The organism is Bariatricus sp. TF06-38A (assembly GCF_027690675.1).
Classification (GTDB): domain Bacteria; phylum Bacillota; class Clostridia; order Lachnospirales; family Lachnospiraceae; genus Allocoprococcus; species Allocoprococcus comes.
In genome coordinates this window covers 22,410-44,730 of sequence record NZ_JAQFCE010000025.1, presented here as the reverse complement: position 1 = coordinate 44,730, position 22,321 = coordinate 22,410, and the positions used below count along the sequence as shown (strand labels likewise).

The following is a 22,321-nucleotide window of genomic DNA, read 5'->3' as shown; positions in this document are numbered from 1 at the left end:
AGAGAAATAAGAAGGACAAGAAACGAAAAATACTCATTGTAAATGATTCAAAATTTAACACTTTTGGATATCAATATGCCACAACTGATGCTGATCTATGACAGAAGAATGTATATCGATAACATCAAGTTTGTGAGGGTGACAATTTATGATTATATCAAAGTAAGATAATTACAATCAATAAAGCCGGTGCGGGATTTTGATATCCAGTACCGGCGTTATTGATTCCATAGGAACTTGAGAGTGCAGCCTACTTCATATCCGTATTAAGCATCATATGCCAAAGAACTTTTTCTTTTTCTCGCAATGCAGATACCGTCTGATAGATTCTTTACTGCTTGATGGAAAAAGAAAGGCCCGTATCCGTTCTGGATATGAGCCTTGCAAGAGTTGGAGAATTGTAATCCTTAGATTTTACAAGTAAAATCTCTCCAGTTTTGTTTTAAAAAATTGAATTAATGGACCGTTGAAGCAGGCATTTATAATTGTACCAATCCCTACTACCGACCAGATTCCCGCCCCAGATGCAGTGGCAAATATGATTCCGATAATCACGACAACAACATCCGAAAGGATCCTTGCTTTATGGAATGGAATTTTCTGATGTGTAAGTTTCTCGATTATAATAGCGACACTGTCATATGGGGCGATTCCCATATCTGCGACCATATATAATGCCACTCCCATGGATGCCATCAGCTGAGCAAGCAGCAGTGCAAGGATACGCAGTGGCAGATTCATCTGAATCTGCACTACATCATTTGCTACATAACAGATAAAATCTGCAATATATCCGACAAATACCATATTGATAATGGTTCCCGCACCAATGCAGGATCTTGCCTGAAAGAATACAACTACAAGGATGATTGCATTGACAAGCAGCTGCCACGTTCCAAAACTCCATCCGATAAATCCGCTGATTCCAAGATTCATTGCACTGAATGGATCCACGCCAAATTGTGAAAGTCGTAAGAAAGATACACATAATCCAATAAACAATATTCCCAGTACCATTCCGCCAGTTCTTTTTGTCTTCGTCATGCTCTATCTTCCCTCCTGAACTTTTTTGCCTTTCAGCATATATATTCTAGATTCAAAATCGGTACAATGAGTCACATTTCCTGGCACTTCACCAGCTGTCACATCAGATGTGATCAATCCATAATTCATCAATTCGTCTCCGTAATTTTCTGTATGATTCCATACATTTTCATAAACCATATCCGGGTTCAATCCCTGTAATCTAACACGGCTATACGGCTGATTCACTCCATTTAAAACACGATAGTAGCCTACGATTGCAAGCGTGCGGTCTTCATTTGTCACCATCCATACCGTCTCATTTCCTTCAAATGGACTTTTCAGACGATAAAATGTTCCAAACTGTAACACTTCTCTGTATTCTTTCATAAATGCGATTTGTTCTTTTACTTCTTTGATCTCTTCTTCTGTCAATTTGTTGAGATCCAGTTCATATCCAAAAGTTCCAAAGTATGCTACATTCGCTCTGGTATGTAATGGAGTATTGCGAAATACCTGGTGATTCGGAACAACAGACACATGGCTTCCCATACTGCTGAGTGGATAACACATAGAAGTTCCGTACTGAATCTTCAGACGCTCAATTGCATCCGAATCATCGCTTGTCCATCCCTGCGGTGCATAATACAGCATTCCCGGATCAAATCTTCCGCCACCGCTGGCGCAGGATTCAAATAATACTTCTGGAAACTCATTTGTCAACCGCTCGTACAGATCATATACACCCAAAATATAACGATGGAACACTTCTCCCTGTCTGTCTGAAGGAAGTTTGTTACTATAGCATTCCGTAATGCTTCGGTTCATATCCCATTTAATATATGAGATTTTCGACTCCGATAATAACTTTGTCATCATACCATAAATATAATCTACTACTTCTTTTCTTGCGAAATCGAGTACATACTGGTATCTGCCGTGTGATGTATTTCTTCCAGGTGTCTGTAAAATCCAGTCTGGATGTGCTCGATAAAGATCAGAGTCTTTATTTACCATCTCCGGCTCAAACCAAAGGCCGAATTTTAATCCAAGTGCTTCAATTCTTTCTGACAGACCTTTGATGCCATTTGGCAGAAGCTCTTCATTTGCCACCCAGTCGCCAAGACCGGCTCTGTCATTTCTTCTCGCACCAAACCATCCGTCATCTAAGACAAACAGTTCTACTCCACATTCTTTTGCTTTCCCGGCAATCTCTACAAGGCGATCTTCTGTAAAGTCAAAATAAGTTGCTTCCCAGTTGTTATTTAAAATCGGTCTTGCCTTATCGCGCCAATACCCTCTTGCGAGTCTTTTTGCATACAGCTTCTGGAATGTCTGACTCATGCCATTTAATCCATTTTCACTGTAAACCAGAACTGCTTCCGGTGTCTGAAAACTTTCTCCCGGTTCTAATTTCCAATCGAATCCTTCTGGATTGATCCCGGCTGTAATTCGTGTCACATTATATGTATCTACCTCTGCCTGCATACGGAAATTTCCACTATATACAAGGCTTATTCCAATTGCTTCTCCTGCATTTTCATCTGTGTTGTGACGTTTTAAAGCAAGGAACGGATTATGTTCGTGAGAAGAATTTCCGCGCATGCTGTCGATAGCTGTTATGCCTTGCTCCAATGTTCGATTCTTAATATAGCGCTCTCTGGACCACGCACCGGACAACTGCATCCATTCATAATCCTTATCCGGAAGATCCAGGCTTAAGCTCATCATATTTAATACATGCAGATTTTTCTCACCAGCATTTTCAATACAAGCACTTCTTGCAATTACACTATATTCATCAAAAATCGTATATAAAAGCGCCAGTTTTGCACCAGTCAAAGCGTCTTTCAGGAAGATGCGCAATGTCTGCGCTTCCCCTTCGGACTCCGTATATGTTGCCGGCAATCCGGAGAGCTTCGGTTTTCCGTCAATGATCTCATAACTGTCATATTGGAACTCACTGATCCTGCTGCCATTTTCCTGTAACAATTCAATTGCCGGATGTCTGTAATCTGTCGTACCGTAAACCGGATATTCCTGTCGGATATGTTCCAATGAAAAAGTACGATCCCACTCATATATATACGATGTCATTGGGCGTTCACATTTCTCAACCAGATAAGAAAAATCTGCTTTGTCATGAAGTCGTTTTCCAAAATATAATTGTCCCAAATGTCCATTTTCTAATACACATAAGATATAACTGATTTTTTCATTGTATAAATGGAAAGTTTTCGTTTCCTCGTGAAAAATAATCTGTCTCATATACTACCCCTTTTATAATTGAATTGTTGACTCTTAAGCTGTCTGCTTTTTCGCATGCATTTCATTTACTTTTCTTGTGATTTCTTCCATCTTCTCACCTTTTAAAGTGTAGTATTTTTTGTAAATACCAAAGCTAGCAAATGCAAGAATGATTGGAATTACAATCATTAACACGCGAATCCCCATTACTGTTGCTGCGCTCTGCGTTACCGCTTTTGCGTTGTATCCTACAATCTGAAGACCAATTCCTGTTAATCCACCTGCTGCTGCCATAGCTGCCTTCATAAGGAATGTCTGTGCAGAACATGTTACGCTTTCATTTCGTACACCAAACTTCACTTCTCCATAGTCGATAACATCTGCCATACAGCATGTTGTTACTCCAAGTGAAAGACCTGAGCCAAAGAAAAGTAATGCACAACATACAATAACTAACACCTTGCTCTGTGGTGCTACATATCCTGCTGCACCGAGCAGTACAAATCCAACAATCGGAAGTCCGCATGCAAATGCGTATACTTTTTCACGGCTAATTTTTTCTGCAATTTTCGGGAAGCATAAAAGTCCCGCCATCTCAGCAATAATCGCAAGTCCAAAAATAGAATACAGATATTCATCATGGCATACACATTTGAAATAATATACAGCAAAGCTTTTTGCAATCTGTGTACAAAGGTTAAATGTCAAAAGTAATCCGATAAATGCAAGCAGCTGATCATTTTTTACAATTACCTGAAATGCCTGTTTCAGACTTGTCTTTTCTGCTGATATACCTAATGTTGATTCCTCTTTTACATTAAATACAGTAATGCCGATTGTAACGATGAAAATAACTGCGATAATGATTGCGAAAAGTGTATATCCTTTTTCTGCGTAGAGATTGCTCTCGCCTGCAACTTTGTTCAGGTAGTTGATAATATAAAGCCCAAATGTTGCTACTGAAAATCCTGCAAGACTTGCGAAAAATCTTGGAATTACGGATACTTTCTCGCGTTCGTGCGGATCATTTGTCAAGTTCGGAAGCCATGACCAGTAAGGAACATCCATGATCGTATAAGTCATTCCATATAAGATGTACATAACAGATACATATACGTACAATGCTGTTCCTGACAGGTTAAAGCTGTGGAATAACAAAACAAATACAACTGAATTCACCAATGTTCCGATTACAAGCCAGATTCTGAATTTACCAAAACGTGTATGTGTATTGTCAACAATCATTCCCATCATCGGGTCATTGATCGCATCCCATATTCTTGCCACAAAAAACAGTACGCCGACAAATGCCGGTGCCAGATACAATGTATCTGTAAAATAAAGCATTAAAAATGCTCCTACTAAATTGCAAATCGCATCTTTACCGATTGCCCCAATTCCAAAACATAATTTTTCTCTTGTAGACGCATATTTATATTGCGGATTTTTCTGAGTTTCTTTTTGATTTCCCATGATTCTCCTCCTCTAATACTCCTTTGTTTATTTGTTATTTGAGTGAAGAAACCTGTGCACGTGTTCCTTATGTTTGTTGATACAAGTATAGCGTACAAAAAAAACATCCGTTATACCTTTTTGTTAAGGATTGTATCCCAAATGTTAGGTATTGGATGTTTTTTTAAACATTTTATCTATTCTTTTTCGATGTTTCCTACATAAATTGTTTTATGCTTCTTATATTCTTTCAGTTCATTTTGTGCACGGATCAATCGTTCTCGGGCATCCTTTCTGTTGTCATTACGATATTGGGTCGGCGTTATTCCCACTTTCTGCTTAAATACTTTACCGAAAGCAAGGGAATTACGATAGCCACAGGAAACTGCAATCTCCTCCACAGACAGATCTGTAAGTGCGAGCTGCTCCTTTCCTCTGGAAATTCGAAATTCCGTCAAAAATTCTTTCGGAGAGATTCCAAGACTGTTCATAAATATTGTATATAAATAGCTTCGATTTAGTGCCAAATAATTTGCTATATCTTCCACTGTGATTTTCTGTGAATAGTAATTCTTTATATAGGCAATTGCTTCCTGCACATGTATGCTTTCTTTTGTATCATTCGAATATTGCTGAATTTCAATCCCACGAGCCAGTACTGAGAAAAACTGATAGAGCTTTCCCTGGAGATAATAAAGATTTTCTGCAGTTGAACACGTATGATGAAGCATTTCAAATACAATTTCTTTCAGTTCTTCTCCATATTCACACTCGCATGTAAGCTGACGACTGTTCAGTCCGAGATCTCTGACAAATCTCTGTGCCTCCGTACCACCAAATCCTACCCAAAGGTAAGACCATGGGTCCGTTTTATCTGCCTGATAAAAGGTAAGGCTTTCTGGTTCAATCAGAAAGGCCTGTCCTTCTTTCAGCGGATACTTCGTTTCACCTACCTGATAGATACCTTTGCCCTTCATTACATAATGCAAAATATAATTGGGTCTTGCGGCTGGCCCGTAGCTATGTAATGGCTTGCATTCTGCAAATCCGCAGAAACACAAATGAAAATCTTTAAACTTTGGTTTCAACAGTTGTAATACGTAAGAATCTTCCATAATCTGTATCCTCTCTTAATCCCTAAGATCACAAGCACTTTCCAGTCATGCTTACTTTTGCTGTTGCTCACTCAGCAATAGTTAGTTTAACCGTTTTCCTTATTCTATCGCAGTATCGTGTTATTCTTCCATCAGTTTTCAAACCAAGTATTAATATGAAAATAGATCATACGCTCTGTTTTTTTGCAATATTTTATTATCTTGCGAATTTATCATTGTAACGAATATGCATATCTTTCCAATCCATGAACAATACGTAAAATACCTTTCCGTATTGCGGGTTCTCTACAATTCTTCCATGATCAAGCACAGAAAAATAAGTTCCGTCAGCTTTTCGAAGATGGAAGTGAATATAGTCATTTTCATTACCACTGTCAATCTGTTCCCAGATACTTGATTCTATCTGTTGCTGTTCATCTTCCCGGATCAAGTTGCGAAAACTTTTCTTAGTAAGTCTGAACAGTTCATCTATATCTTTATATCCTGACATATGAAGAAATTCATCATTTGCAAAAAATAGTTCATCATCTTCTTTGTCAGCTCTGTATATGATGAATGCACCTGGAAGATGTTCCGCGATATCCTTGAATGCGAATCCAAGCTGTTTGCGGGCACCTGACCGAAATCCTTCTCTGTAGACCATACATCCATTTTTTCCATGAAGCTTTATTTCATAAAGAGCGGCATCTGCGCAGCGCATGAGTTGTGAACGATTGGATGCAAATGTTGGATATTCTGCATATCCTAGAGAAATATAAAATGCATGTTCCTTACCATGGTATGAGAATGATTTAGGAAGTTTGGTGAATTTCTGCAGCTGTATATCTGCTTCTGCAAAGGTACAATTTGGTAAAAGAATGCAGAATTCGTCACCACCATTTCTTCCAAGTAATGCATCGGATGGGAAAAAAGTCTTCATGCTGTCTGCAAGATTCTTTAGTGCCCTGTCTCCGTAATTATGTCCATAGATATCATTAATAAACTTGAAATCATCGATATCAAGGAGCGCAGCCACAAAATGTGCTTTTGGATTTTTTTGAATCATTTTTTCTGCAAATTCATCAAATCCATAGCGGTTATAAATATTTGTAAGAGAATCTGTGCGCGCCAGTATCTGAAACTTTTTCTTATGTTCTTTTGCTACTAACCATACTCTGGTAAGAACTGACAGGAGAAGGCTTATTGTAAGAAATATTCCGATGATGATTATCAGTAATGCGGCATTTCTCCATCCACTTTTAGGAGTTACTTCAAATTTCCAGTTTTCATCTCCTATTGTAAATGTATAAGAAACAGGACGATTTATTTGCCCATCTGATTGATAAACCACTTTATAAGTATCACTCCATGGAGCGTCTGTTTTTGAAATTTTGTATTCGTATCCAAAATTTGAAAGTGCACTGATTGAATCTGAAAAAATATCCGGAACACGCAGGATAACAATAGTAAATCCCCAGAAATACTCATGTCCGTTTTTATCTTTCAGATATACGGGATTGCGGACTGCAATTCCATATCCTTCCTGTTTTAATTTGAAGGGGCCCTGCGTAATGATTGTATGGTTGTCTCTTGCGTAACAGGAAATTTTTCCGCGGTCTTTATCGTGGATCAAATCAATCTTACCTGCCTCCTTTTCATTAGCCGGATAAATATCTGTAACAACACCATTAGGAGCGAGCTGTACACTTTCAATAGAATCAGACATAAGATTTCCTGCAATTGTTTCAAACTGATGGATTTCGCCATCTTCACTTATTAAGATTTGCTTCAAGGTATCTGTGATCTCAATTCCATTTGTAATTTCATTCTTTATTCGTTCGCCATAGGTGGCTACGTTTAATTGTGCTGTTATGTGTCTCTGCTCTTTTTCGTGGGTATCTGTTTTGTATACAATCAAACTAACAAGGCATATGCCCAGTAAAAAAATGATAAGAGGCACAAGTGTTTTCTTTTTCACTCGGTTCACCTCATTTTGTCCATGGGAATTATTATAATAAAGCATTATATCACAGAAGTTGAAAAACAGAATAAGTTTTATGAAAAAACGGACTGTGCATAATCCTTATACATGAAATGAAAGAAATCCTTGCTGATGAAGTCGATCCAAAAGACAAAAGAAACATATTATGAACCCCTCAAACCAAACCCTCAAGTTTGCCCCTCAAACCATTATCAATGAAACGGATCAAAAGCTCTGTTCTTTCATGAGTGAAAGTCTGTATACACGTCTGCCGGTTTCTTCATAATGCTGATCCAGAAGATCACAGGTTGTCTGGAGATCGTTAATCCGGATGGCCTCCAACAGACATTGGTGTGTCCATACTGCAGCGCTTCCGTTATGAGAGGTATTTTGATCCGGTGTGTTTGGTTCTAAGCATTTGGCATTCTGAAGCGTTTCAGCATCTCCGCTTAACTGTCCAAAGCGATTAGCATTTTGAACTGAGAGGAACATGGCACCATTCAGTGGACTCAGCAGCTCCCACATTTTGGTCAGTCGGTTAAGCTGGGCAGAACGAATGATCTGCAGGTGGAATGTCTCATCTGCACGAACAGCCTTCATAGTATTGCCTTCGAGAATAGCCTTTCGAAATTCTTCAATACTGGCTTCCATTATCATGAGACTATAGTCACTAAGGAGGCAGTTACTTTTTTGGATTGCCAGTTTTTCAAGGCTGCCTCGCAGAAAAAATACTTCATAAGCGTCTTGTGGAGAAAGCAGTGCGACTGTACATCCTTTGTTAGGACAGTAATCGACTAAACCTTCGACGGCGAGCTGTCGGAGTGCTTCGCGCACAGGACCTCGGCTGAGTCCGAATTTCCGGGCAATTTCAGCCTCTACCAGTTTTTCTTGAGGCTGAAGGATTCCATTGATGATCTGCTCCCGCAGAGATTCAAGAACAATTTCTGATGTAGTAGTATTTGATGTTTTTCGTTGTTTCTGCATATTTACCTCATAAAATTTTCAGAATAAGTATCCGTTTTCGATAGGTACGCTTGGTTCATAGTAGAACATACCGCCAATTTCTCGCATGTTTCATTTTCTTACTAATTAATAGAAAAAATTATACGGATGTCTTTTGTCCGTTAGCAAAAAACTTATTATAATTATAGTGGATTGTTAGCAAAAACGAAAGCACTATTTTCCCGCTGTTAACATTAAGTTGAAATTGTTGACAATCATATTTGCATGGACTATACTTGGGTTATCAAGAGTAGCTCAAAAATTCTGCATTGTCATAAAAAAATCCTAAAGGGGAATAGGAAGCAACGCAGTAATTGATGGATGTCGGACTGTCTGGTTTCCGAATAGTCCGATTTTCAGTTGAGAAGAATAATTATAGTAGGAAGGAGAGAACTTATGAGACTTACAAATTTGACCTGGCCGAAAGCTCAAGAATATTTTAAAAAAAACGATATGGTACTTATTTCTATCGGCAGTATTGAGTGTCACGGCCGTCATATGCCGCTTGGAACCGACACACTGATTCCGGAGCATTTGTTGGAAAAAATCGAGAAGAAGAGTGATGTTTTGATTGCTCCGACCATTCCATATGGTTCCTGCCAGTATTTAGCTCCGTATCCGGGTACAATTGATATTGACAATGAGGTACTCTATCAATTTTGCCGTCAGATTTTTCTGAGTCTGTATCGTCACGGCGCAAGAAAATTCGTTTTCCTGAACGGACATGGCGGAAACATCAAGATGATTGAACGCCTTGGCATGGAATTCGAAGATAAGGGCTGTCTGGTGGCTATGCTTAACTGGTGGCTGATGGCATGGGATATGAACCCGGCGTGGAAAGGCGGTCACGGCGGTGGTGAGGAAACAGCTGCGATTCTTGGAATTGATCCGTCTTTAGTTGATAAGAGTGAGATAGGTGGTGAACTTCAGTTTAAGCACCTGTCTGATAATCTGAAGACAACCGGTTTCCATTCTGTTGAGTTCAAGGGAGTTAACGTTGATATTATTCGCAATACTCCGCATGTAACAGACAACGGCTGGATCGGACCGGATCATCCGAGTACCGCTACAGAAGAGTGGGGCAAGGAAATGCTTGAGACTACAGCAAACTATATTGTTGATTTCATGGAAGAATTCAAGAAAATAAAACTTTCATAAAGAGGTGTCATAATGGATAAAAAAACAACGCTGGAAATGATTGCAGCAATTTCAAATGCAAACGGTACATCCGGTTTCGAAGATGAAGTGGTTGCAGCGATTCGTCCTTACGCAGAAGGACTCGGAGAAATTACAGAAGATCGCATGCGCAACCTGTATATCCGCCGTAAAGAAAATAACGGCAAACGTCCGGTTGTTCAGCTTGACGCACATAGTGATGAGGTTGGTTTTATGGTGCAGGCTATCTGCCCGAACGGAACTCTCCGCATCATTCAGATCGGAGGTTGGGTTAACCACAATATTCCGGCTCATAAAGTCTTGGTTCGCAACCGGTTCGGAGAATATATTCCGGGGCTTACTGCCAGCAAGCCTCCGCATTTCATGACAGAGCAGGAGCGTAAAGCACCTCTGGATATGAAAGATATCACGGTAGATGTTGGCGCTGTTTCTAAAGAAGAGGCGGTTGAAAAGTTCGGCATTCGTATCGGTGAACCCGTAGTGCCGGATGTAACATTTACATATTCAGAAACCACAGATCTGATGGTTGGCAAGAGCTTTGACTGCCGTCTGGGATGTGCGGCAATTCTTAAGACTATGCATACCCTGGCTGGTCAGGAGCTGAATGTGGATATTGTTGGCGCTTGTGCAGCACAGGAAGAAGTTGGTGTACGCGGTGCCACTGTAACAGCACAGGTAATTAAACCGGATATCGCAATTGTTTTTGAGGGATGCCCGGCAGATGATACCTGCGTTGAGTCGTATATGGTTCAGACAGCTATCAAGCGAGGACCGATGCTGCGTCACATTGATGCCCGTATGATCACCAATCCACATTATCAAAGATATGCACTGGATCTGGCAGAAAAGCTTGGTATTCCGGTTCAGGATGCAGTTCGCAGTGCCGGTTCAACCAACGGTGCAGCTATACATCTGACTGAAAAAGCGGTTCCGGTTATCGTTATCGGAGTTCCGGTTCGCTATGCACATACACATTACGGAATTTCAGCTTATAGCGACTTTGATAACGCTGTTAAGCTGGCATGCGAAATTCTTAAAAGACTTGACGAAGAGCAGGTTATGAGTTTTTAAATACAATACATAAAAGAAACAAAGCATTTTCGAGACATACTAACAGAGAATTGTATTGCTACGCTTGAATGTTACCTAAATCATAAACAAAGCATTCGGAAAACCTCAGAGCTAGCAGAAGGTTAAACATGGAATCCTGATAAATAGGAATACACCAAAAAAAATAGGGGCTGCCGCACTAATGCGACAGCCTCATTTAGCATACATCTTCAGTAAATGAATTATTCCTGATCAAGTATGGACTGAATTTGTTTCATTAATTGCTCGTAGTTTGATTGATCATCGATTCCGCCCATGAAAGGTTCGCCAACGATATTTCCGTCTTTATCTACGAGAACTGTTGTCGGGAATGCCATAATGTTTCCTGCATATTTTCCAACTGTTGAATCGGAGTCGAAAGTCAGGTTTTTGTAGGAAGCTCCCTTGGCCTTCAAGATTTCTTTCGCTTCTTTGATACCATCCTGATTATCATCTAATGTATCTGTATTGATACCAACAACTTCACCGCCCATTTTCTTAATTGTATCATTTAATTCATTCAGTTTAGAAAGTTCTTCAACGCAAGGCTTGCATCCACTGAACCAGAAGTTTACAACCGTAACTTTATTTTTGGCGAAAAGGCTTTCATCTACATCGTTACCATCCAGGTCTTTCCCTTTGAAACCGTGAAACACACCTGTAGAGTCATCTGTGCCGGAGGAACTACTGCCGGAAGGATCAGCTGCGGCAATTTCTTTTTCAAGTTTTGCAATTTCTTCTTCAATACCGCGGATCGTTTCAATGTCTTTACTCAGAGTAGCATATTCTTCTTCGGAGAAAGAATCTTTGTTTGATTCTATTATATTTGCAAGAAAGTCCGCATAGTTTTCATTCTTGGTATCATCGTCAATGTTCTTGCTCATAAAGCCAAATGCTTTGTCCCACACATCTTTGTGATCTGCAAAGATCTGGTTTTCCTGTTGGTAAAGGTCATTCAGCTTTTCATTCAGATCACCCGAACTGCTTGAATCTGTTGTGGAAGTATCTTCCTGCTTTGAGCTTTCAGTTGTTGCGGAACCGGATGAAGTTTTGCAACCTGTGAATGCAAAAAGAATGAAAACGGCAAGAGATGCCGCAATTACTTTTTTTAATTTCATTGAGTTTGTTCTACTTGTTTTGTTTTTCATGATTTTTAATCTCCTTTTGAATATCATTTGATTCATTTTTGCTTATTTATTGTCAGCCTGTTTCTTGCCTGAAAATCCGTAATGATAGCAGATCGCATTTGTCGGACAGGCTTTCATACATGCTCCACATCGGATACATTCCGGGTGATCCGGTGTGTCTACTACATTTACATCCATTTTACAGGCATGGCTGCATTTTTGACAGTTAACACATTTTTCAGGATCCACCTTAATCTTAAGTAATGATATTTTGTTAAACAGCGAGTAGATGGCACCAAGCGGGCAGATCCACTTACAGAATGGGCGGTAAAACAAAATACTTAAGATGATTACAAGTACAAGGATTGTAAACTTAAACGTAAATAAATTCCCGAGTGCCGCGCGGATTCCCGAATTAACAAGTGCCAGTGGAATTGCACCTTCAAGTACGCCTTGTGGACATATGTATTTGCAGAAGAATGGATCGCCCATCCCCAACGAATTAGTCACAAATGCCGGAAGCAGTATAACAAAAACGGCCAGAACCGCGTATTTCAGATACCGCAGGGGTTTTAGTTTTGCAGTAGACAGTTTCTTACCCGGAATTTTATGCAACAAATCCTGAAACCATCCAAACGGACAGAGAAAACCGCAGATAAATCGTCCTAACAGAACTCCCAGCAAGATAAAGAATCCGGTGATGTAGTAGGTGAACTTGAATTTTGATGAACCGACTACAGCCTGGAAAGCTCCAATCGGACAGGCACCTGTGGCAGCCGGGCAAGAGTAGCAGTTCAGTCCGGGTACACATATTGTTTTTACCTTTCCCTGATAAATTTTCCCTTTAAACAGATTCGGAATATGAAGATTGGTCAGCAGTGTTGCAGCTGCCTGAAACCATCCGCGGAAACGAACCAGGAAGTTCTTGTTTGATTTTAATTTCTTATCCAATTCCGACACACTCCATACATAATTTTATTGCCTTACTGAGTACAGTTGCAGCTTCTCCACGGTAAATCCCGGCAAGGAAAAATACAAGACCGGCTGCAAGTAAAAAAATTTGTGTTGCTTTTTCTGATTTCATTAAGATACCACTTGTTACTGTAAATAGTAACTGCTCCTTTCAATGTTATTGCTCAAAGTCGGCTTATTGACCGTTCAGTGACTACATTATATAATATGGGATGTAAATTTCCTGTTAAGAAAATGGAGAAAAGTAAATTGAGATTATTAGTTGTTGAAGATGAAAAGAAATTATGTGATATGATCACGAAAAGTCTGCATCTGGCAGGTTATGAGGTGGACATGTGTAATGACGGAGAGCAGGCACTGGAGATGATCTATGCGGAACTGTATGACCTGATCGTGCTTGATCTTAACCTGCCCGGGGTGGATGGGATGGAGATCCTTCGGGAACTTCGCAAAGAAAATGAAGAGACAAAAGTATTGATCCTGTCTGCGAGAAGTCAGATCGCAGATAAAGTTGAAGGATTGGATTCCGGTGCAAATGATTATATGGAAAAACCATTTCACCTGCAGGAGCTGGAAGCGCGCGTGAGAAGCCTGACAAGAAGAAAATTTATACAAAAAAATATCTGTCTGGAATGCGGAAAACTGCGATTTGATACGAGAGAAAGGGTTGCATATGCAGACGATAACCCGGTTGCGTTGACGAGAAAAGAAAATGGAATTTTAGAATATCTCCTTTTAAATCAGGGAAGACCGGTCAGTCAGGAAGAACTGATCGAGCATGTCTGGGATTCTTCTGTGGATAGTTTTAGCGGTTCCATCCGAGTACATATGTCTTCTTTGAGAAAAAAACTGAAAGCAGGACTCGGATATGATCCAATCGTGAACAAAATCGGTGAGGGCTATAAGATAGGGGGAAATAGTAAAGCATGAAGAAAATATCACTCCAGTGGAAATTAACACTTCTTACAACCGTGTTGATCACCATATTATGCGGATGTCTTACCTTTTTCTTATATAAAAACGGAGTCTATTATTTCGATACGCTTCAGGAGTCTATCACGGATCAGGGCACAGAGCCGGAATCGGTGTACATTGATATTCCGGATAATGAGTGGGATGACTTTGTGGCACAGTTTTCCATGAAGGTTTATAACTCCAAATCAGATTATAGAAGCAGAAGCCTTCTGATTACTGCTATTGTAGCGCTGTTTGGCGGCGCAGCGACTTATTTTATCAGTGGACGGGCATTGAAACCACTCAGGAAATTTTCAGAGACAGTGGAAAAAGTTCAGGCACAGAATCTGAAAGATTATACGATCGAAGAGAATAAGATTGCAGAGCTGGACAGACTTCGCATATCTTACAATAAGATGCTTATACGGCTTTCAGAATCATTCGAGACGCAGCGCCGGTTTACGGGAAATGCAGCACATGAGTTACGTACTCCACTGGCTTTAATCCAGGCACAACTGGATCTATACCATACAACAGAACATCCGGAGAGTACCGCAGTGGCAGAAGAGACAATTCAGATGGTAACGGAGCAGAATGAACGTCTTAGCAAGTTGGTCCGAACGCTTTTGGATATGAGCGAATTACAGACCGTATCGCGAAATGACAGAATTGAGCTCCATAGTCTGATCGAGGAAGTACTGACAGATCTGGAACCGCTGGCACAGGAAAAAAAGGTTGAACTGATACAGAAGTCACAGGGAGCAGGAGCAAAGGCTGATGAAGAATTGTTTTTGACAGGGAGTGATATTCTGATTTACAGAATGCTATATAATCTTGTGGAAAATGCGATTAAATATAATCGGGAAAATGGATCCGTTACGGTATCGGCAATAAGGGAGAAGAACGAAGTTGTTCTGAAGGTTTCGGATACAGGAAATGGAATTGATGAAGCATTCAGGGAGCATATCTTCGAACCGTTCTTCCGGGTAGATAAGTCAAGAAGCCGGGAACTCGGAGGTGTGGGGCTTGGCCTTGCGATGGTGCGAGAAGTTGTGCGGGTTCATGACGGAACGATTGAAGTTTATACAAATAAGCATAGCGGAACGACATTTGAAGTGAAAATGGGTATAGGGGCAAACTTTGAAAAAGCAGTATAATCGAAAAACAATTCGTAAATCGATCATACTGATGTTTATCGCTTCCACCTGCCAGAACATGGAGAATCCGTCTTACAATTCACTTACCGTATCAAAAATAAACTAAGGATTATTATTTTTGATACGGTTTAAATTATTTCAGACAGACATCCATAAAATCCTGCACTACCGCCGTCGGCTTCCGCCCCTTCTGCCAGATCAGAAGGATCTTCGTCACCAAATCCGGTTCATCAAGCACCTGACAAGTCAGCCCTTCGCAAAGCGGCTCCATGGACTGCGGGAAGATCGCCGTGGCAAGCCCTTCCTTCACCCAGAGGGTAGCGCCCCTGGCATCATCACACAGGCAGAACACCTCCGGAACCAGATTCTGCGCGTGAAATGCATCCATAATCAGCTTTTCATAGCGCCGGTAGAGAATTAACGGTTTGTGGACTAACTCTTCAAGAATGAGCGATTTTCGCCTTTCTGAAGGCATCTCCGGATTGGAGACAGCGATCATCGGCTCCGAATGCAGGACTGCGGACTCCACATCATCCAGCCGGAGCGGCGTGCGGACAACCGAAATATCGATGATCCCTTCCTGAAGATAATCATATAACGTATACGTGATCCCGTCGTGAACCTCAAAATTCACGTCGGGATTTTTCTTTGAAAATTCTGCGATAAACGGCATGACTGTGCCGACCGTCGTCGGCGTGATCCCGATTCTCAGAACCCTTTTTTTACCCGTTTGGGACACCTCAAGCTCTGTCGATCTGGCATAATCCAGAAGGCTCGCCGCACGGTCATACAAAAGCTTACCTGCCGCCGTCAGGATCACCCCTTTATGGGTACGCTCAAACAGCTGCACGTTCAGTTCATTTTCCAACTGCCTGATCTGATAGCTGAGGGGCGGCTGTGACATATTGAGCTTTCTCGCCGCTTCATTGATGCTTCCCGTATTCGCGATTTCCCGGAAATATTCCAGCTGTCTGAGTTCCATTTTCTTTTTTCCCTCCGTTTAGTTATATGATGATACCAGGGTCAAAAGGTCAGAAAGCCGATGCAAGCTTGCTTGCAAGAGGATTTTTGACCTCTTGACCCGCCAAAAACATGAGTAAGTAGCCATTTTTCAAAGAAAAATGAGCGGATTACGAATGTTTTTGAGGATTGCGAGAGTGCAAAGCATGTAGCAATCTGGTATCAAATAGGTCAAAATACCTTTTGCCACTCACATTGTTATACTTTTTTTATATTAAGCTGTCATAAAAACAATATTATTCATATTGATGGTAGCGCATTATAATGAGTAGGTCAAGAAAAAACTAAGAAGTAAAGAACAGGAGTGAGTGTGTTTGAAGAAACTTTGGGTTTATCTGAAAGAATACAAGATGGAAAGTATTCTTGCACCATTATTCAAACTGCTGGAAGTCGTATTTGACCTTTTGGTTCCGGTGGTTGTCGCCAAGATCATTGATATTGGTATTGCAAACAATGACCACGGCTACATCGTAAAGATGTTCCTGGTGCTGATCCTCATGGCTGCAGTCGGTCTTAGCTGCAGTTTTACCGCACAGTATTTTGCTGCAAGAGCGAGTGTCGGCTGTGCAACCAATTTAAGACAGGCCGTATTTGACCACATTCAGGGCTTTTCATTTACCGAACTTGATACGATCGGTACGGACACCCTGATCACACGGATGACCGATGATATCAACCAGATCCAGAACGGCATCAACATGGGACTTCGTCTTCTTCTGAGAAGTCCGTTTATCGTAATCGGTTCGATGATCATGGCATTTACGATCAACTTTAAATGTGCGTTGGTATTCGTTGTGGCGATCCCTCTTTTATTTGTCGGCGTCATTTTCATTATGCTGGTCAGCATCCCGCTTTTTAAAAAAGTGCAGGCTGCCCTGGACCGCGTCACAGGACTTACCCGTGAGAATCTGACAGGTGTCCGCGTGATCCGCGCATTTTGCCGCGAAGAAGAGTCGGTAAATGAATTTGAAAAGAGCAACACCGAACTGACCAGGTTAAATGAATTTGTCGGAAGAATTTCCGCCCTGTTAAATCCATTTACCTACGTGTTGATCAACATTGCAACTGTCATCCTGATCGCAAGAGCAGGACTCCAGGTCAATCTCGGAACCATGCATCAGGGACAGGTTGTCGCGCTTTACAACTACATGGCACAGATGATCGTCGAGCTGATCAAGCTGGCTTCCCTGATCATTACACTGAACAAGGCGATGGCATGTGCAGACCGTGTAGCCGGTGTCCTGGATATCAGGACTACCATGCATTATCCGGAAACCCCTTCTGCAAAGGCAGATCCTTCTGCAAATGAAGTCGAATTCGACAAGGTGTCCTTCACCTATGCAGGTGCCGGTGCATCAAGCCTTTCTGATATCAGTTTCTCTGTAAAAAAAGGGCAGACAGTCGGTATCATCGGTGGTACCGGATGCGGAAAATCCACTCTGGTCAGCCTGATCTCCCGTTTCTATGATGTAACCTGCGGAACCGTTAAACTGAATGGACGCAATGTAAAAGAGCTTACCAATCAGGAAATCCACGACAAGGTCGGAATCGTACAGCAGCGCTCCGTCCTTTTCAAAGGCAGCATCCGCGATAACATGAAATGGGGCAATGAAAATGCATCTGACTCCGAGATCTGGGATGCACTGAAAGTTGCACAGGCAAAAGAAGTCGTAGAAGGAAAAGACGGACAGCTTGATTTCATGCTCGAGCAGAACGGAAAGAACCTTTCCGGTGGACAGCGTCAACGTCTTACCATTGCCCGCGCTCTTGTGAAAAAGCCGGAAATCCTGATCCTCGACGACAGCTTAAGCGCACTTGATTTTGCAACTGACGCAGCACTTCGGAAAGCCCTCGCAGGACTGGAAGGAGAGACAACAACCTTCCTGGTATCCCAGAGGGTTGCAGGCATCCGCCAGGCAGACAAGATTTTAGTATTAGATAATGGAGAACTCGCCGGATCCGGTACACATGATGAACTTATGAAATCCTGCGAAGTTTATCGTGAGATCTATTTCTCACAGTTCCCGGAAGACCGTGCAAAATATGAAAGAGGGGAGATGTAGGTATGAAAAAAGACAGTGTAATGAAAAAGCTTTTTAAATATATCGGAAAATACTGGATCCTCCTGATCCTCAGCATCATCCTTGCCGGAATATCAGTGGTTCTTCAGCTTTATGTGCCGGTTCTCTTCGGTAATGCGATCGATGAGATCGTAGCAGCGCACAATGTAGACTTTACCCAGATGTGGATCTATCTGAAGCAGATTCTTCTGTTCGTAGTGATCGCTGCAGCCGCAATCTGGATCATGAACCTTGTCAATAACCGCATGACCTATCATATTGTACAGGATATCCGATCCCAGGCAATCCGCCACATCCAGAAGCTTCCGCTTTCTTATCTGGACCAGCACAGCACCGGCGATATTGTGAGCCGTATCATTGCCGATACCGATATCCTTTCTGACGGATTACTGCTCGGATTTACCCAGTTATTTTCCGGCGTTGTGACCGTTGTTGTAACCTTGATCTTCATGTTTTCCAAGAACGTGTGGATCACTTTGATGGTCATCCTTCTGACACCACTCAGCTTCCTGGTGGCAAAATTTATTTCCTCACGCTCTTTTACCATGTTTAAAAAGCAGAGTGAAACTCGTGGAAAACAGACTGCTCTGATCGAGGAAATGATCGGAAATCAGAAGGTTGTCAAGGCATTCGGATATGAGGACAAGGCTTCAAAGCGTTTTGATGAGATCAATAAAGAACTCAAAGAATATAGCCAGAAAGCCGTATTTTACAGCAGCCTTACCAATCCGTCCACCCGTTTCGTAAACAACATTATTTACGCTGCCGTAGCGCTTGCAGGTGCATTCCTGATCCCGCTTGGAGCCCTGACTGTCGGCGGTCTTTCCGTACTGCTTTCTTACGCAAACCAGTACATGAAGCCATTCAACGACATTACATCCGTAATCACGGAAATGCAGAACGCCCTTGCATGTGCGACACGTATCTTTGACCTCTTAGAAGAACCGGAAGAAGTAAACGATTCTTCTGAAGTACTTGAGAAGGTGGATGGAAATGTGGATATCGACCACGTAGATTTCAGCTATGACAAGAGTAAATCTCTGATTGAAGACTTTAACCTTCAGGTTGAACCTGGTATGCGTATTGCGATCGTAGGTCCTACCGGATGCGGAAAAACAACATTTATCAACCTCCTGATGCGCTTCTATGACGTGGATTCCGGAAAAATCTGTATCGACGGTAAACCGATCGATGAGCTTTCCCGACATTCGCTCAGAAAGAGCTTCGGTATGGTGCTTCAGGATACCTGGATCAAATCCGGTACTGTCCGTGAAAATATCAGCTTCGGAAAACCGGATGCCACGGATGAAGAAATCATCTGGGCAGCAAAAGAGGCAAAAAGCTGGGATTTCATCCGCAGACTTCCGCAGGGACTTGATACCGTCCTGCATGAGGACAGCATCAGCCAGGGACAGAAACAGCTCCTGTGTATCACAAGAGTTATGCTCTGTCTGCCGCCAATGCTGATCCTGGACGAAGCGACTTCAAGTATCGATACCCGTACCGAACTGCAGGTACAGGAAGCATTTGATAACCTGATGAAAGGTCGTACAAGCTTTGTCGTTGCACACCGCCTGTCTACGATCCGCAACGCTTCCCTGATCCTCGTCATGAAAGACGGTAAGATCATTGAGCAGGGAACTCATGAAGAACTGCTGAAAGAAGGCGGCTTCTACAGTCATCTGTATAACAGCCAGTTCCAGGCAGTGTCATAAAAGGATAACGGTGCTTGAGCGGATTCGTCGGAAACATCCAAAACAGTTAAGGATGGATTCATGGAAGCACCAGATGGTGAGATTCCTTTTGATTAATTCAGAATAAATGGTTGGAGAGGCTGCCCTTTGCCGGGGCATCCTCTTTTCCATTTTACAGAAGAAATCAAAAATTACAGGTATTCGACCTAACGAAATCGTGATATAATGAGCGCAAGAGAGCCAACATGCTTGCATGATTGGCGAACGGCGAATTGGATCATGATAGTTGCGAAGCAACGGTCATGATATAATCAAAATATATTTGAATGAGAAATATGGAGATAGCTTATGGGCGTAAGTTATAACAGATTGTGGAAAATGCTCATAGATAAAAATATGAAGCGAATAGAGATGCAGTACCTCACTGGAATCAGTGGAAATATTCTTGCCCGGATGGGGAAAAATCAGTATGTATCAATGGAGACGATTGAGAAGATCTGCAAGAAGCTAGACTGCACTGTTGATGAGATGATGGAATTTACAGATGATGAGTAACAGGAGGTTAACTTCCCGTTTATCGGGAAGTCGCAGAGAACGAAAAAACGGTATTTGGAGGTATTCACTATGAAAAAGATTATAACCGTAATGCTTTGCATTGTGCTGGTTCTTCTCTTTGCCGGATGCGGAAAAGACGGCGATACATCAAAAGTGGAAATTGATTATGGAACATCTTCCGTTTATTCAAAAGAAGAAATAGACTCTGCCATTGAGATTATAAAAAAGCAGTTCACTTCGTTTGAGGGCTGTGAATTGCATAGTCTTTCTTATATGCCTGATGAAGAATGCAACAATGCAGATAACATTGAATGGATGAACAATTTAAGAACGGATGATAATAAAGAAGCCTTTACGCAATGTATTGCATTTGAAAGCAGTTTCCGTTCGCCGAAAAAAGGTGGCGGTGCATGGGAAGCTAACGAAGAATACACTTGGTCATGGTGGCTTGCACGGAGTGAAGGCGGAGAATGGAATCTGATGACTTGGGGTTATTGATAAGAGTAGAAAATTCCAGTATTATTGACCAAGAAATTAAGGAGGATTCATTATGAGTGAGAAAACAGAGATTACTTTCATGCAAACAAGATTAATCCGGCTTGCTTCAGAAGAGTGGCATTTACCTGTTGAACAGATTATCCTCTTGTTTAAAGAAGCCGATGTTCTTGGATATATAGAAAAATGCTATGGGATTTTTCATTGTGAAGGTGATGAAGCTGTGCTTGAAGATATTACTGAATTTTTGCAAAGAAAGGGGATAGAGATTAGTGCTTGATTTAAAAGATGGATTTGTTCTCTATCATGGAAGTTATTGTGAAGTAAAAGAGCCAGATCTTGCCAAATGTGCAAAGAGAAAAGATTTTGGGCAGGGATTTTATTTAACCACATCAAAGGAGCAGGCAGAAAGTTTTCTGAGAACCTCAATAGCCAAAGCAATCGCAACCGGAACAATTGAAGAGGGGCAGAAGTTTGGATATATTTCAACTTTTGAATTCAAACTTTCAAAAAATCTTGAAACGCATATTTTTGAAAATGCAGATGTAGACTGGTTACATTGCATTGCCGCTCATCGAAAGAAAAAAATGTTCATCGAAGTTGAACGTGAAATGGCAAGGTATGATATCATTGCAGGAAAGATTGCGGATGATGCAACAAACGCTACCCTTACTGCTTATCTTGCCGGGGCGTTTGGAACAGCAGGTGATCAGGAAGCAGATGATTTTTGTATTAAACAGTTGCTGCCAAATAAATTAAAAGATCAATATTGCTTTAAAACGGAAGCAGCTATTGAGTGTCTAAAATTTGTGAAAGGTGAGAAGATATGGCTGAAGTAACAATTCCAAAAGAAAAACTGGATTATACAATCGACCTTCTTATCGCTATGGTGACAGAAGAAATTGCAGAAGAGACGGGCAAGGACAGAAAAGAGGTATTGACAGATTTTCTATGTTCAAAGACAGGAAAAGCACTGTATGATGAGAAAACAAAACTGTGGTGCAATGGTCCGGCATATATAACCGAATTGTATAGGGAAGAATTAAAGAAATCCTGATATGGAATGTGAGTTTAAATTTATACAACAATGGCGATCAAAACTTTTATTCCATATAGAGCAACAATTAAACATTTCAAAAACGCTGAGGTCAGCATTTCCTAATCATGGAACAATGACCTCAGTTTTTTTATACCAGAAATCG

General features: G+C 41.3%; 22 protein-coding genes. 12 read left to right on the top strand and 10 right to left on the bottom strand.

From position 1 onward, the window contains the following. Positions 1–42: 42 nt before the first annotated feature. On the top strand, positions 43–171 hold the full coding sequence (locus PG418_RS15555; protein WP_498837666.1) for a hypothetical protein: 129 nt from the start codon (positions 43–45) through the stop codon (positions 169–171). Positions 172–414: 243 nt separating this feature from the next. Here PG418_RS15555 and PG418_RS15550 read toward each other — a convergent pair whose 3' ends face one another. The 6 genes from PG418_RS15550 to PG418_RS15525 all read right to left on the bottom strand — a co-directional run bounded on the left by PG418_RS15550 (position 415) and on the right by PG418_RS15525 (position 8,781). Then, the gene (locus tag PG418_RS15550; RefSeq protein ID WP_008371268.1) at positions 415–1,044 is read right to left on the bottom strand and encodes a YczE/YyaS/YitT family protein; all 630 of its coding nucleotides are present in this window, start codon (positions 1,042–1,044) and stop codon (positions 415–417) included. A 3-nt stretch (positions 1,045–1,047) separates the two neighbouring features. Continuing rightward, the gene (locus PG418_RS15545; protein ID WP_498837665.1) at positions 1,048–3,291 is read right to left on the bottom strand and encodes an alpha-galactosidase; all 2,244 of its coding nucleotides are present in this window, start codon (positions 3,289–3,291) and stop codon (positions 1,048–1,050) included. A 33-nt stretch (positions 3,292–3,324) separates the two neighbouring features. Next, positions 3,325–4,743 carry a melibiose:sodium transporter MelB gene (gene melB / locus PG418_RS15540; protein WP_498837664.1) on the bottom strand — a complete coding sequence of 473 codons (1,419 nt, stop codon included), beginning with the start codon at positions 4,741–4,743 and terminating at the stop codon, positions 3,325–3,327. Positions 4,744–4,919: 176 nt separating this feature from the next. Further along, positions 4,920–5,837 carry an AraC family transcriptional regulator gene (locus PG418_RS15535; protein ID WP_195255156.1) on the bottom strand — a complete coding sequence of 306 codons (918 nt, stop codon included), beginning with the start codon at positions 5,835–5,837 and terminating at the stop codon, positions 4,920–4,922. A 196-nt stretch (positions 5,838–6,033) separates the two neighbouring features. After that, positions 6,034–7,794 (bottom strand): diguanylate cyclase domain-containing protein, encoded by a 1,761-nt coding sequence (locus PG418_RS15530; protein ID WP_498837663.1) that lies wholly within the window; start codon positions 7,792–7,794, stop codon positions 6,034–6,036. A gap of 228 nt (positions 7,795–8,022) precedes the next feature. Then, positions 8,023–8,781: a GntR family transcriptional regulator gene (locus PG418_RS15525; RefSeq protein ID WP_498837662.1), complete on the bottom strand. Its 759-nt coding sequence runs from the start codon at positions 8,779–8,781 to the stop codon at positions 8,023–8,025. A gap of 414 nt (positions 8,782–9,195) precedes the next feature. Here PG418_RS15525 and PG418_RS15520 point away from each other — a divergent pair, with 414 nt between their 5' ends. Both PG418_RS15520 and PG418_RS15515 read left to right on the top strand, forming a co-directional pair. Then, entirely contained in the window at positions 9,196–9,957 is a 762-nt protein-coding gene (locus PG418_RS15520) for a creatininase family protein (protein ID WP_195508738.1), read from the top strand. A gap of 12 nt (positions 9,958–9,969) precedes the next feature. Next, complete coding sequence (locus tag PG418_RS15515) at positions 9,970–11,046, top strand: M42 family metallopeptidase (RefSeq protein WP_008371255.1); 1,077 nt, start codon at positions 9,970–9,972, stop codon at positions 11,044–11,046. Positions 11,047–11,267: 221 nt separating this feature from the next. On the opposite strand, the gene PG418_RS15510 is transcribed toward PG418_RS15515, so the two are convergent. From PG418_RS15510 to PG418_RS15500, 3 genes are read right to left on the bottom strand one after another with little or no spacing between them, the layout of a single operon-like run. Then, complete coding sequence (locus PG418_RS15510; protein WP_173685532.1) at positions 11,268–12,212, bottom strand: TlpA disulfide reductase family protein; 945 nt, start codon at positions 12,210–12,212, stop codon at positions 11,268–11,270. A 42-nt stretch (positions 12,213–12,254) separates the two neighbouring features. Beyond that, positions 12,255–13,142, bottom strand: coding sequence for a 4Fe-4S binding protein (locus PG418_RS15505; RefSeq protein ID WP_175305744.1), 888 nt, complete (start codon positions 13,140–13,142; stop codon positions 12,255–12,257). After that, positions 13,135–13,275, bottom strand: a complete 141-nt coding sequence (locus PG418_RS15500; protein ID WP_173692197.1) for a CD1871A family CXXC motif-containing protein — start codon at positions 13,273–13,275, stop codon at positions 13,135–13,137. The genes PG418_RS15505 and PG418_RS15500 overlap by 8 nt, the downstream gene beginning before the upstream one ends. Before the next feature lie 122 nt (positions 13,276–13,397). Here PG418_RS15500 and PG418_RS15495 point away from each other — a divergent pair, with 122 nt between their 5' ends. Both PG418_RS15495 and PG418_RS15490 read left to right on the top strand, forming a co-directional pair. Next, complete coding sequence (locus tag PG418_RS15495; protein ID WP_227120502.1) at positions 13,398–14,093, top strand: response regulator transcription factor; 696 nt, start codon at positions 13,398–13,400, stop codon at positions 14,091–14,093. Beyond that, on the top strand, positions 14,090–15,274 hold the full coding sequence (locus PG418_RS15490; protein WP_498837661.1) for a sensor histidine kinase: 1,185 nt from the start codon (positions 14,090–14,092) through the stop codon (positions 15,272–15,274). The genes PG418_RS15495 and PG418_RS15490 overlap by 4 nt, the downstream gene beginning before the upstream one ends. 133 nt (positions 15,275–15,407) lie before the next feature. Here PG418_RS15490 and PG418_RS15485 read toward each other — a convergent pair whose 3' ends face one another. Next, positions 15,408–16,256, bottom strand: a complete 849-nt coding sequence (locus tag PG418_RS15485; protein ID WP_173685528.1) for a LysR family transcriptional regulator — start codon at positions 16,254–16,256, stop codon at positions 15,408–15,410. Between the two features lie 352 nt (positions 16,257–16,608). Between PG418_RS15485 and PG418_RS15480 the strand changes: the two genes are divergently transcribed. From PG418_RS15480 to PG418_RS15450, 7 genes are all read left to right on the top strand, one after another. Further along, the gene (locus tag PG418_RS15480; protein WP_498837660.1) at positions 16,609–18,357 is read left to right on the top strand and encodes an ABC transporter ATP-binding protein; all 1,749 of its coding nucleotides are present in this window, start codon (positions 16,609–16,611) and stop codon (positions 18,355–18,357) included. Between the two features lie 2 nt (positions 18,358–18,359). Then, positions 18,360–20,090, top strand: a complete 1,731-nt coding sequence (locus PG418_RS15475; protein WP_498837659.1) for an ABC transporter ATP-binding protein — start codon at positions 18,360–18,362, stop codon at positions 20,088–20,090. A 327-nt stretch (positions 20,091–20,417) separates the two neighbouring features. Next, positions 20,418–20,624, top strand: a complete 207-nt coding sequence (locus PG418_RS15470) for a helix-turn-helix domain-containing protein (protein WP_005341250.1) — start codon at positions 20,418–20,420, stop codon at positions 20,622–20,624. Positions 20,625–20,693: 69 nt separating this feature from the next. Continuing rightward, positions 20,694–21,122 (top strand): hypothetical protein, encoded by a 429-nt coding sequence (locus PG418_RS15465; protein ID WP_055248699.1) that lies wholly within the window; start codon positions 20,694–20,696, stop codon positions 21,120–21,122. Positions 21,123–21,174: 52 nt separating this feature from the next. Continuing rightward, entirely contained in the window at positions 21,175–21,399 is a 225-nt protein-coding gene (locus PG418_RS15460) for a DUF3791 domain-containing protein (protein ID WP_195255167.1), read from the top strand. Beyond that, positions 21,392–21,958, top strand: coding sequence for a DUF3990 domain-containing protein (locus PG418_RS15455; protein WP_346997130.1), 567 nt, complete (start codon positions 21,392–21,394; stop codon positions 21,956–21,958). Before PG418_RS15460 ends, PG418_RS15455 begins: the two co-directional genes overlap by 8 nt. Beyond that, complete coding sequence (locus PG418_RS15450) at positions 21,946–22,176, top strand: hypothetical protein (protein WP_055155952.1); 231 nt, start codon at positions 21,946–21,948, stop codon at positions 22,174–22,176. Before PG418_RS15455 ends, PG418_RS15450 begins: the two co-directional genes overlap by 13 nt. Positions 22,177–22,321 lie beyond the last annotated feature (145 nt).

Bases quoted from the DNA above. Each gene is read 5' to 3' on its own strand.
- PG418_RS15460 (WP_195255167.1), top strand. From the start codon at position 21,175: ATGAGTGAGAAAACAGAGATTACTTTCATGCAAACAAGATTAATCCGG.
- PG418_RS15510 (WP_173685532.1), bottom strand. From the start codon at position 12,212: ATGAAAAACAAAACAAGTAGAACAAACTCAATGAAATTAAAAAAAGTA.
- PG418_RS15475 (WP_498837659.1), top strand. From the start codon at position 18,360: ATGAAAAAAGACAGTGTAATGAAAAAGCTTTTTAAATATATCGGAAAA.
- PG418_RS15485 (WP_173685528.1), bottom strand. From the start codon at position 16,256: ATGGAACTCAGACAGCTGGAATATTTCCGGGAAATCGCGAATACGGGA.
- PG418_RS15520 (WP_195508738.1), top strand. From the start codon at position 9,196: ATGAGACTTACAAATTTGACCTGGCCGAAAGCTCAAGAATATTTTAAA.
- PG418_RS15555 (WP_498837666.1), top strand. From the start codon at position 43: ATGATTCAAAATTTAACACTTTTGGATATCAATATGCCACAACTGATG.
- melB (WP_498837664.1), bottom strand. From the start codon at position 4,743: ATGGGAAATCAAAAAGAAACTCAGAAAAATCCGCAATATAAATATGCG.
- PG418_RS15535 (WP_195255156.1), bottom strand. From the start codon at position 5,837: ATGGAAGATTCTTACGTATTACAACTGTTGAAACCAAAGTTTAAAGAT.
- PG418_RS15525 (WP_498837662.1), bottom strand. From the start codon at position 8,781: ATGCAGAAACAACGAAAAACATCAAATACTACTACATCAGAAATTGTT.
- PG418_RS15545 (WP_498837665.1), bottom strand. From the start codon at position 3,291: ATGAGACAGATTATTTTTCACGAGGAAACGAAAACTTTCCATTTATAC.
- PG418_RS15450 (WP_055155952.1), top strand. From the start codon at position 21,946: ATGGCTGAAGTAACAATTCCAAAAGAAAAACTGGATTATACAATCGAC.
- PG418_RS15470 (WP_005341250.1), top strand. From the start codon at position 20,418: ATGGGCGTAAGTTATAACAGATTGTGGAAAATGCTCATAGATAAAAAT.
- PG418_RS15550 (WP_008371268.1), bottom strand. From the start codon at position 1,044: ATGACGAAGACAAAAAGAACTGGCGGAATGGTACTGGGAATATTGTTT.
- PG418_RS15465 (WP_055248699.1), top strand. From the start codon at position 20,694: ATGAAAAAGATTATAACCGTAATGCTTTGCATTGTGCTGGTTCTTCTC.
- PG418_RS15490 (WP_498837661.1), top strand. From the start codon at position 14,090: ATGAAGAAAATATCACTCCAGTGGAAATTAACACTTCTTACAACCGTG.
- PG418_RS15495 (WP_227120502.1), top strand. From the start codon at position 13,398: ATGGAGAAAAGTAAATTGAGATTATTAGTTGTTGAAGATGAAAAGAAA.
- PG418_RS15500 (WP_173692197.1), bottom strand. From the start codon at position 13,275: ATGAAATCAGAAAAAGCAACACAAATTTTTTTACTTGCAGCCGGTCTT.
- PG418_RS15515 (WP_008371255.1), top strand. From the start codon at position 9,970: ATGGATAAAAAAACAACGCTGGAAATGATTGCAGCAATTTCAAATGCA.